Here is a 10,971-nt window from a genome sequence, read left to right as displayed (position 1 = left end):
AAAGTAAAAAATAGAGTTGAGGCCTTCGGCCATCAACCCTATAAATTATAGAACCCATTTTAGCTTTCTCCTCCCATCAGTTCCTCTGCTAAGTTAAGTAATTCGTGCATTCTCTTTGTTTCAGCTTCAATGACATCATAACCAGATTTAGTAATTTGGTAGACTTTGCGACGTTTGTCTTCGCTTTTTACCTCTTTAATCCAACCTTGTTTTAGTAAATTATCTAAGGCACCATACATGGTGCCAGGCGCAATTTTTACATTGTTATTACTAAGCCGATCAACTTCTTGCATTATTACATAGCCGTGTGCAGGTTTTATTAGTGACAACAAAATTAAATAAGTCGTTTCTGTTAAGGGTAAACTTGGGTGTCTAGGCATAATATTAGCTCCTTTATATCGTTAAACTATTCAGTTTAAATGTATAGTCCGATTGTATATCGTCGAACTGAATAAGTCAATACATATAAAGATAAATTCTGAAATCGGACTATCGAGAGATTGGAAAAGGAAGCAACTAAAATTGAACCTATTTAGAAATATTGTCTGAAAAGAAGTTGCAGTACTGTCAAAGTTCATATTAATTTACTCTTCTATATTCATAAAGAATATCTTATCATGGGAGTAGAGTATTAAAAATTTTATGTTATTTAAAAAAACATAAAGGAGAATTGAAATTTGGATTCATATTTCTACATTATTTTATTTTCAACCATTTCAGCAATGTCCAGAGGATTAATAAGTGTGATTGATAGGTATCAAATAGGGTATAAAAAACAATCTGTGTTAAAAGTTAATTTTTCAAACAATTTATATACGCTATTATTCATAATAATTTCGTTCTTTTATATAAATGTTAATGATCTGTTTACTATGATTCTTAATTATAAAATAATCATTTACAGCATCTTAGTACAAATTGTTGCAGTAGGATACTCAAAACTATTTAAACGCTTATCCATTTTTGAATCGGCGATCGTATCAAAAACAGCTGTTTTTTTATTCCTTTAGCCTTATTTTTTACGACAGGAAGAATAAATTTTGGTAATTATTTCATTTCTATCTTAACAACTATCATAATTATTATTTGGGTAAAGAAAAAAAGTGATTTAAAAACATTATTACATGGAGTAATTATTATTGTTCCACCGTTAGTTATACAAGCTTGCTTATTTCCTCTTTTGGTTGGAGACTATAAAAAATATTGATTCACTGATTTTATTTACAGTAAGTACTTTAATATTAAGATTTTTTGTATCTTTTATAAGTTTGATTCCAACCTTAAATCAAACTGATTGGAAAAGACACAATAAAAACTCTTTCGATAATCTTTATTTTTTAGAGCAATTTTAACGTGTATTGCACAAATAACATTTGTTTTTGTGACATCTTCTAATATTTCTTCAATTGCTTGGATCTTCTTGAATATTACATCGCTTTATGGAGTAATGTTTTCAAATTTGATTTTGAAAGAGAGTAAGAATAAGAACGAGATTTATATAATCATTGTTGTGAGTACTATAACAATTTTATCGCAATTATTAATTCATGGATGATTTACACGAAGAATTTAAAAAAGCGATTTTTGTAAAAACTATCTGCACTAAAAAAAGGCTTATATAGTTGCAAAATAAATTGGCTGGATCTAAATTTTTAGGCACTACTGCTCGATTTCGTGTCATAATTAGCCATAATGCAAATAACGGTAATTGATGTTGAGTTTAAAAACTTTCTACTAGGAAAACAAATTAAAGAATGATCTACCTTTTAGAGTGATTATTGAGTTAGTTTATTCTTAAAATTTAAAAGAGCAAAAACATAATTAGATTGAGGAGGTTTAATCATGAATCAAATGAATTTTATAGGTGTTAAAGTAGCACTCATTAATAAAGGGAAAGTATTAACTATTTTAAGAGATAATCTCCCAAACATTCCTTATCCTAATATGTGGGATTTAGCTGGTGGTGGAAGAGAAAATGAAGAAACACCATATGAAACTATGAGAAGAGAGGTTAAAGAAGAATTAGCTATTGATATTTCTGAATCAAATATTGTATGGACCAAATACCATGAAAGCATCACAAATGCAGGAGAAAAATCAGTTTTTATGGTTGCTAATATATGTGATAGTCAAATCGAGAATATAAAATTTGGAGAAGAGGGACAAAAGTATGAAATGCTAGCTTTTGAAGATTTTATTGATAATGAAGATGTAATCGAACAATTAAAAAAACGTTTCTTAGAATATCTTAATAAGTAATTTAAAACTAACCAATCTCAGTTTGTTAAGTAACAAACTCTTCTAAAACAATGAAGAGTTTGAATCTACAACCATTGATATTGCGTAATATTTTTCACCCGAATCTAGTGTCAAAGTTATGAAAAGAGCAAATAGTAAAGATGAAAACTGGGTTCAAACCTTCTACTAAGGAAACGAAATGTCGAGTTAAGTGCTTTTTAGAGCAACAGATGATTATTTTCCTCTAAAAATAATACTAGGAAAAAGTACAAATTTAAATTTATGTGGGGGATAAATATGAAATATACACCAGAAAATTTTAAACTAAAAGATGGCAGAATCTGCAAAATTCGAGAGATTCAAGTAAAAGACGCTGCAGAAACTGTTGAATATTTGAAAACCATTATGGGAGAATCTGACTTTTTGAATTCCTATCCAGAAGAAATAACCATAACTGTTGAAGAGGAAGCAAAAATGATCAAAGGCTTTAATGAATCTGATAATACACTTATGATTGTTGTTGAAATGGATGGAAGACTGATTGCAAACGGCACAATAACAAGACTAAGAAAACAGAAAATGCGCCATCGAGGAAATGTTGCCCTTGCTGTGCTAAAAGAATTCTGGAACTTAGGAATAGGGAAGAAGTTACTTCAAGTTCTCGAAGACTATGCTAAAGAATGGGGCCTTTCCCAACTTGAGCTTGACTATTTCTCAGGTAATGAAAGAGGCAGGGTTCTTTATGAGAAATGCGGATTCATCCAAGTGGGAGAAACTCCTAATGCCTACATTTTGAAAGATGGAACCCGATACAACAATATAAAAATGGTAAAAAGTATTTAGAAAAGTTTTAGTTCTACAAATCCCAGTTTATTGGATTAACAGTCCACCTGAATATCTAGAAAACTTAGTATATATAAGTGTTGATATTACTTTATGATTTCACAGGTGAGTTTTGTGTCATAATTATGACAACGGTACATAGTAGCGATGGTGACTGGGTTCTAGGCTTCTACTGGAGAAATGAAACATAGCAAAATATGTGGAGGTTAACTAATGAACAAAACAGCAGTGCTTATATATGATCAATTTTGTTATTTTGAAATAAGTGTGGCATTAGAAACTTTGGCCTTAAATGGTAGAAGGATTGATGTATTTGCAAAAACTAAAGATATAGTTAAATGTGAAGAAGGTCTAAAAGTTCTCCCAGATCAAACAATTTATGATTTAAACATAGAGAGATATGATAGTCTCTTATTACCCGGTGCGGTTGATATACGTTCAGCAGTTGAAGATCATGAAATAATTGAATTTATTAAAAAGTTTGAAGGTAAAATAATAGGTGCCATTTCTATTGCTCCTATTTTGCTGGTAAGAGCCGGCATATTAAATGGCAAGGCTTTTATGATAGGAACAGATAAAGAAGGTTTGCTACAGGAGGGATACAGTGAGGCTGATCTTAAATATATGAAGGATTGGAATAATTGTATAACAAATCCTATTGAAGAAGGTTATATTCTAAATGATAATATAGTCACGTCTGTTTCTTTTGAATTTATAAGATTTGGAATTCAGTTTTGTAATATGTTGGGAATTGAAATGTCTCCAAATAGTTTTGGATTGTAAGATATTAACCACATGTTTTATTTAGCTTTAATAAAAGCTATAAGATTTATCATCTGGGTCTCATTTCATAATTATGATAATGGTAGATAGTAACGGTGAACACTAGCTTTTAAGCGCTCTATTAAGAAATTTAATATGGATTGATGTGCTTTTTAGAATACTACTTTGAAAATGTATGTATATAGGTTTGATTAAAATTTAATATTAGAAATTGTTTTTAATATTGGCAATAACGTAAGAATTAGGACATTGGGAAATAGATAAAGTAATAGGTAAAAAGGAAGCAGATAATCCTGTTCTCTTAACTTCAGTTATAAGAAGGGGTAGGTTTGAATGGATGATTAAGATAGACGGGAAAACAGCAGAAGGAGAATTTTTAAAATAGGAGAAAAAGAAAGTAGAATATATATGAGATTTAGTAAATATGATACTCAAGAGACAAAGATTAAAAAAATTGAAAAAGATATAGAGAGAGCTAAGTTTAATTGCCTTACTTTAAATGAGTTAATTGAATTGTTAAAAATAAGTTCTTTTTCTATTTTCAATCATTGTGAAAATATTTTAAATAGAATTGGAGACTATATTTATTTAAAAAAATACACTGATATCCAAATAGAGTATTTAATTTCTTTAGTTGAACGAACGATTAAAGAAGGGGAAGAAATTCCATCTAAATATAGGTATAAAAGTGATAGCTTACTTAAAAAATTACTTAGAATATTGCCAAGTGAAATCTCTTATAAATATGCAATGTCTTGTTTTAAGCATAGAAGAAAAGCTAGAAGAGAAGTAGGGTTTGATTATTTTAAAAGAAATTCTCAGTGCAAAGAAAGTATTAACAAATTATTAGAATTGTATAGAGAGACCTTTGATAAAAGAATTTTGGAGCTTATTGCTAGAAATTATAAAGTAGGTTTTCTAGAACCAAAGGATTTGAATTTTGTTTTATCTGAAATTGAAGAAGGATATTGGAGAACTCGTATAATTGAAGTTTTAATTGAAGGAGTATTAGAAGAAAATACAATAAAAATAATAAACCAATACCCTTATGACTCTACATATGCAATGGGAAGACTTGAAGATGATTCAATACTGCCAATAATAATAGATAGTTTTGAAAGTTTTGCTAGTGATTTAGAATCAATAGGGTTAGTTTTTTGGGCATTGGGTAAGGTTGGGGCTAAAGATGAAATAAATAAATTAGCCAAGATGTTTTATCAATGCTATCCGGTGGAAGAAATTAGAAAATAATAAACTATATGTACAATTAGGCTTAGTTTTAGCTACATAGTGTAGAATATCTTGTGTAAACCTAAATTGTTCATTGAATATAAAAAGCCCCGGGTTTCGTGTCATAATTATGACAACGGCAGATAGTAACGATGAACACTGGCTTTCAAGCCACGTACTATAGATACAAAATAAGGATTGGTGTATTTTTTAGACCAATTATGGCTCACGATTGTTCTAAAAGGCGTATTGGAATAGATATAATTTGTTAATTATTAAAAAGGAGGAAGAATTGGAAGGTAAAGAAGAATTAGAGTTTCCATTAAATGTTTTTGTTGATACACAAATATTTGAAAGTCAAAGTTTTGATATAAGTGATAAAAGTAGATTAGGATTGCTAAAAAAACAAGTTAAAAAGGGTGCTATCAATTTTCTTACAAGTGAGATAATTGTTGGAGAGGCAAATAAGCACATAAAAGAAAATGTTGAAAAAAACAATGAAATAAACCAAAACTTTAATAGCAGAGAAATAGCTATTCTTAGAAACAGTAAGTATGCTGATAGTTTTAATAAATTGGATACTGAAGAGGTAGTTCAAGAAGCGCTAAATCAATTTCATAATTATTTAAATGAGGCAGAAGTAACATATTTAGATTTAGATAGTATTGAATTAAAAACTATACTAAATGATTATTTTAATAACAGAAAGCCATTCGGAACAGGTAAGAAGAAGCACGAGTTTCCTGATGCTTTTAATATTTCAATGTTAAAGAGTTTAAGAAAAAAGATTATCAACCCATATATGTAATAAGTGGAGATAAAGATTTTGAGGACATAAAAGGAATTTATCTTTATAAAAGTATAGATGAATTATTGAATCTTATTAATACGGATAAACTTATCGCTCAACAAGCTTTAAAGTACATCAATAGTATTAATTATAGGTTTGCTGAGGAAATTAAAGAACAATTTTTGATAATTCACAAAACATCGAAATTGACGGGTTTGATTATGATCGTAAAGGCATTATCGGTGGATATGAATATGATGAAACTGAGCTTCAAAATGTTAAGCTCTGTAGTTATAGATTATAACTCTGAAGAGCATGAAATAGTAGTTGCTTTAAAGTGTTTAGTAGAAATTGTAATTAACTGTACATTTTTTGATTTAGAGAACTCTATTTGGGATTCTGATGATAAAGAATACGCTACAATGGAATATGGTTTAATAAAAGAAAATCACAATAAAAAAATTGAGATAGTTGCACGTATACACTATGAGTATGAAAATGAAGACGAAGATTCTTATCCAGAATTTGAAGTAGATAGCATTGAAGTAGATACAGCACAAAAACTTACGCAGAGAACGTTAAATAGTAAAGGTAGACAAATCATTAATTATCCAGATCTTATTTGGGAAAATTATTGTCCAGATTGTGGATGTGGACTAACATGGGAAAATGATGGTGGAAACGATTTTTGTGATAAGTGCGCTCCTAATCATTAACAATTCACCTAAAACAAAGGAAATATACAGAAAACACCTGGGTTTAATAATAAAAGCTCTAGTAATGTGTTAGGAATAAACTACATCCACTTTTGTATTCGCTGAAATTGCTCATGATTTTACACCCGGTAGTGGTAACTTTCTAACAGAAACTTATATTACTTTTCGTAGACTAGAAAATCAAATTCTAAAGACCCCTAAGGAAACCAGATTGTAAGGGAGAAAATGCACAACCTTATTTAGGTTTTCATTAGTCAGTTTTATGGAATTGAAATTATTGATTTTGCTGTTTCAATAATAAAAGCTTTTTAATGTAGAGAGTTTTGTCAAATTTATTTTATACGAAAATAAAAATATCTTCTTAGTATGAGAAAATAGTATTAAAAAAACACATGATAACAGGAGAGTGATTGAATGGCCCCTTACCTACTGTAAACTTTATGTAAAATTGAACAAGCAAGTTGCTCTACTTTACTTAGTTCGTTATAATTGAGCTATCAAATATTTGGAGGTAACATCTGTGAAGAAAAAGTTTAGTCTATTAATGGTCCTATCTCTACTGGCAAGTGTTTTTTTAAATGTATTTACTGTAAATGCCCAAGAAGAAGCAGTTGAAATTGAGACGTTAAAAGTTGCTTTTGTTCCATCCCGTGATCCCGAAGAAATTATTACAACAACAGAACCTTTGAAACAGCTCTTGATTGATGAGTTAGCTAAAGAAGGATTTGATGTTAAGAATGTCGAAATTACTGTCGGAACATCTTATGAAGCAGTCGGAGAAGGTATGGCTGCAGGAACGATTGATGTTGGTTTAATTCCTGGCGGAACATATGTCTTGTTCGAAGACGATGTGGACGTCCTTCTTACATCGACTCGTCAAGGTTTATCGAAAGACTCTGAGAATCCAGCAGACTGGAATGACGGACAAGCGACTGAATTAATTGAAGACCAAGTGTCTTACTACAAAGGCTTAATTATTGCAGGACCTTCTGAAAAAGGCCAAGAATTAGCTGAGAAAGTAAACAATGGCGAAGAATTAACATGGGAAGACTTAGACTCTGCTAAGTGGTCAGTCATGTCCTCCTCTTCTTCATCAGGTTACATTTATCCTTCCATTTGGTTAGGAAACCAATTCGATGGTAAACAAATTTCTGACTTATCAAATGTCGTTCAAGCAGATTCCTATCCTTCTTCCATTGCACGTTTAGCATCCGAACAAGTAGACGTAGTGGTTGGTTTTGCTGACTTACGTCGTGATAATGTCGATGCATGGATGGAAGATATGGGACGCGAAGCGAGCATTTGGGAAGAGACAAATGTCATTGGCGTTACTCCTAATGTTTACAATGACACTGTTTCTGTAAGTAAGACTTCAGAGATAATGACAGACGAATTAAAAACAGCCCTTCAAAATGCTTTCATTAATATTGCTGAAACCGAAGAAGGTAAAGAAGTCATTGCCATCTACAGTCACGAAGGCTACAAACCCGCCAAAGCTGAAGATTATGAAACAGAACGCGAAGCGCAAAAAATTCTACGTGAACAAGGTGAATAATAAATACCGACAAATAGTCTAAAACAAAACACCCACTGGACGGTGGGTGTTTCTTTAGTTGAAAGATTAAAAAAGGAGAAGGCAATGATCAAATTTGAACAAGTTTATAAAAGATATCCAAAAGGTGTATTAGCATTACAAGATATTAATTTGGAGATTGATCAAGGAGAATTCGTTGGCATTATTGGTTTATCGGGTGCAGGTAAGTCCACTCTCATTCGAACGGTTAATAAAATGCATTCCATTTCAGAAGGAAAATTAACGGTTGATGGGGTGGATGTGAGTGGCTTAAAAGGTAAGAGCTTGCGTCAGTTCCGACGTAAGATCGGGATGATTTTTCAGTCTTTTAACTTAGTAACTCGTGCAAAAGTCATCACCAATGTCTTATCGGCTTTTGTCCCTGATATCCCTTTTTGGCGCGTCTTGATTGGCTATTACAAGAAGGAAGAAGAAATAAAAGCCTTGGAAGCTTTGGACAGGGTAGGAATTCTTGATAAGGCCTATACGCGAGTCGACCAACTATCGGGTGGTCAACAACAGCGGGTGGCTCTGGCTAGGACTTTGGCGCAAGATCCACGCATTATTTTAGCCGATGAGCCTGTTGCTTCTTTGGACCCAGTCACCGCTGCTGTAGTGATGCGAGATTTCCAGAATATCAATCAAACAGACAACATCACCGTCATCATCAATATTCATCATGTGGAATTGGCGCTTGAATATTGTGATCGGATTATTGGCATTCGCGAAGGAGCAATTGTTTATGATGGGCCTTCAAATGAAGTCACCCAAGAAGTCCTAAACCATATTTATAAAGGACAAAGCACTGAAGAGGAACGTGACTCCTATGAATAATCCAATACTTTCATTTATGCGTCCCAAAGAAATAGTGCTTTCAAATGGCAAGAAGGTGTATAAGAAGCGCTCTTTTACCTTGTTAATTGTTTTATTGATTACTTTATTGATTTATTTATCAGCTAAAATGACTGGTTTTGATTTACAAGTTTTAATCAAGCGTGGTGAGGAATTCTTTGTTATTTTAAAACGGATGGTACCACCCAATACGGCTTATTTTAATGAGGTAATCCCTCCGCTGCTCGATACGATTAAAATGTCTGTACTGGGGACCTTTATTGGTGCGCTTTTAGCGATACCTTATGCCATGTGGTCTGCCACTAACTTAACTAGAAATCACTGGATAACTAGTCTTTTAAAACTATTGTTGAGTCTAATCAGAACTTTACCAACCTTAGTGACCGCTTTGATTTTGACTTATATTTTTGGGTTGGGGACTTTTGCAGGGACCTTGGCAATTGCTTTATTCACCTTTTCTTTCATAGCTAAACAACTTTATGAAGCCATTGAGACAGCGGATATGTTGCCTTATGAAGCCATGGAAGCCTTAGGAGCGAATAAAATGTATAGTTTTCTCGGAGCGATTAAACCGCAAGTGCTTCCAACTTATCTGTCAGTAGCCTTATACACTTTCGAAGGAAATGTTCGCCACGCTGCTATTTTAGGTTATGTTGGGGCAGGAGGAATCGGCATTATTCTCGATGAGAATCTAGGTTGGCGAGAATATCAGAATGTCGGAATGATCCTGCTTTGTCTGTTCTTAACGGTAGTGGTGATTGAAAGTATCAGTCGCTATCTAAGAGCAAGGTTAACATAGGAGGTAGTCATGGTAGATAAAATTAATCAAATGTATGAAAGTAAAGATACGAATCGCTGGCAAGCACTTGCTTGGACGATGTTAGTAGTTGGGCTAGTCATCTGGTCTGCTTCAACCATTAATGAAGTGGGGCTTGCTAAGCGGGGCATCACTTTTGCTGTAAGTATCATCCAAGGAATTGTTAACCCAGACAGAGAACTGCTTTTTAATCTTACGAAACAGTCGGTTCCTTATTTATTATTGGAGACGATGGCGATCGCCTTTTTAGGGACTCTGGTCGGAGCAGTCTTCTCCTTTCCTCTTTCTTTTCTAGCATCGAGTAAAGTGGTTCCGGTTCCTGTTGTAGTGATGACCCGTTTTTTGGTGATGGCTATTCGAACCATTCCAGCCTTTGTCTATGGTCTAATGTTTATTCGGGTGACGGGTCCAGGACCTTTTGCAGGCGTTATGACGATCTCAGTGACTTCCATTGGTATGTTAACCAAGTTATTTAGTGAAGCCATTGACGATATGGATAAATCCATTTTAGAAGCGCTCGATGCAGCTGGCTGCAATACTTTCGAGAAGATTCGTTGTGGGATTATTCCTCAATTATGGTCTAGTTTACTATCAACAATTATTTTCCGCTTCGATATGAATTTAAGGGATGCTTCTATTTTAGGTCTGGTAGGAGGGGGAGGAATTGGTGCACCCCTTAAATTTGCCATGTCCTCCAACCGTTGGTCGCAAGTAGGAGCCATTCTAGTAGGACTCGTTGTGCTCATCCTAGTAGTCGAATTTTCTTCTTCGTCTATTCGTAAACGGTTAACAAATGGTTAAGTAGAAGAAATCGTCAAGACATGAGAAGTTATTTTGTTAATTTATATGGCAGTAGATTTAATATCTGTAGAATATTTAGCGTACCAAGTTGAATGAGCAAGTATAAATGATAAACATACCATAGTTCTATGATAATTAACGAGATAAAACTTGATGAGCTTAGTATTGGACTAAAACTATTCGACAAAAAAAGTGCTCCTATCAAATTCATTTTAAATGAATTTGATAGGAGCACTTTTGTGTGAGAAGAGTTGGTTATTCAGCGAAAAAAATGGGCTCTTTGTCAAATAGGGTTGATGAGTAGGTGAGGTAACCGACTGGTTACTTC

At 32.9% G+C, this 10,971-nt stretch carries 11 protein-coding genes; 10 read left to right on the top strand and 1 reads right to left on the bottom strand.

Annotation, left to right across the window (positions count from 1 at the left end; all coding sequences use genetic code 11):
- Nucleotides 1-59 precede the first annotated feature (59 nt).
- Nucleotides 60-380, bottom strand: a complete 321-nt coding sequence (locus ACQV2S_RS08440; protein ID WP_428882452.1) for a PadR family transcriptional regulator — start codon at nucleotides 378-380, stop codon at nucleotides 60-62.
- A 1,462-nt stretch (nucleotides 381-1,842) separates the two neighbouring features.
- Here ACQV2S_RS08440 and ACQV2S_RS08435 point away from each other — a divergent pair.
- The 10 genes from ACQV2S_RS08435 (at nucleotide 1,843) to phnE (ACQV2S_RS08390) (ending at nucleotide 10,643) form a co-directional block, all read left to right on the top strand.
- The gene (locus ACQV2S_RS08435) at nucleotides 1,843-2,259 is read left to right on the top strand and encodes an NUDIX domain-containing protein (protein ID WP_428875285.1); all 417 of its coding nucleotides are present in this window, start codon (nucleotides 1,843-1,845) and stop codon (nucleotides 2,257-2,259) included.
- 276 nt (nucleotides 2,260-2,535) lie between these two features.
- A complete protein-coding gene (locus ACQV2S_RS08430; RefSeq protein ID WP_428885385.1) occupies nucleotides 2,536-3,081 on the top strand; it encodes an N-acetyltransferase family protein in 546 nt (181 codons plus the stop codon).
- A 213-nt stretch (nucleotides 3,082-3,294) separates the two neighbouring features.
- Complete coding sequence (locus ACQV2S_RS08425) at nucleotides 3,295-3,864, top strand: DJ-1/PfpI family protein (protein WP_428885384.1); 570 nt, start codon at nucleotides 3,295-3,297, stop codon at nucleotides 3,862-3,864.
- Between the two features lie 408 nt (nucleotides 3,865-4,272).
- Complete coding sequence (locus tag ACQV2S_RS08420) at nucleotides 4,273-5,115, top strand: hypothetical protein (RefSeq protein ID WP_428882448.1); 843 nt, start codon at nucleotides 4,273-4,275, stop codon at nucleotides 5,113-5,115.
- A gap of 271 nt (nucleotides 5,116-5,386) precedes the next feature.
- Nucleotides 5,387-5,902: a PIN domain-containing protein gene (locus tag ACQV2S_RS08415; RefSeq protein ID WP_428885382.1), complete on the top strand. Its 516-nt coding sequence runs from the start codon at nucleotides 5,387-5,389 to the stop codon at nucleotides 5,900-5,902.
- Between the two features lie 65 nt (nucleotides 5,903-5,967).
- The gene (locus tag ACQV2S_RS08410) at nucleotides 5,968-6,600 is read left to right on the top strand and encodes a hypothetical protein (RefSeq protein ID WP_428885381.1); all 633 of its coding nucleotides are present in this window, start codon (nucleotides 5,968-5,970) and stop codon (nucleotides 6,598-6,600) included.
- Nucleotides 6,601-7,120: 520 nt separating this feature from the next.
- The gene (locus ACQV2S_RS08405; RefSeq protein WP_428874088.1) at nucleotides 7,121-8,155 is read left to right on the top strand and encodes a phosphate/phosphite/phosphonate ABC transporter substrate-binding protein; all 1,035 of its coding nucleotides are present in this window, start codon (nucleotides 7,121-7,123) and stop codon (nucleotides 8,153-8,155) included.
- A gap of 84 nt (nucleotides 8,156-8,239) precedes the next feature.
- Nucleotides 8,240-9,007 (top strand): phosphonate ABC transporter ATP-binding protein, encoded by a 768-nt coding sequence (gene phnC, locus ACQV2S_RS08400; RefSeq protein WP_428876210.1) that lies wholly within the window; start codon nucleotides 8,240-8,242, stop codon nucleotides 9,005-9,007.
- A complete protein-coding gene (phnE, locus tag ACQV2S_RS08395) occupies nucleotides 9,000-9,824 on the top strand; it encodes a phosphonate ABC transporter, permease protein PhnE (RefSeq protein WP_428874091.1) in 825 nt (274 codons plus the stop codon). Before phnC ends, phnE (ACQV2S_RS08395) begins: the two co-directional genes overlap by 8 nt.
- Before the next feature lie 9 nt (nucleotides 9,825-9,833).
- Nucleotides 9,834-10,643, top strand: coding sequence for a phosphonate ABC transporter, permease protein PhnE (gene phnE, locus ACQV2S_RS08390; RefSeq protein ID WP_428885379.1), 810 nt, complete (start codon nucleotides 9,834-9,836; stop codon nucleotides 10,641-10,643).
- Nucleotides 10,644-10,971: the final 328 nt, after the last annotated feature.

It is taken from the genome of Facklamia sp. P13064 (genome assembly GCF_050409425.1).
GTDB lineage: Bacteria > Bacillota > Bacilli > Lactobacillales > Aerococcaceae > Facklamia.
This window is presented reverse-complemented; position numbering and strand designations above follow the sequence as displayed.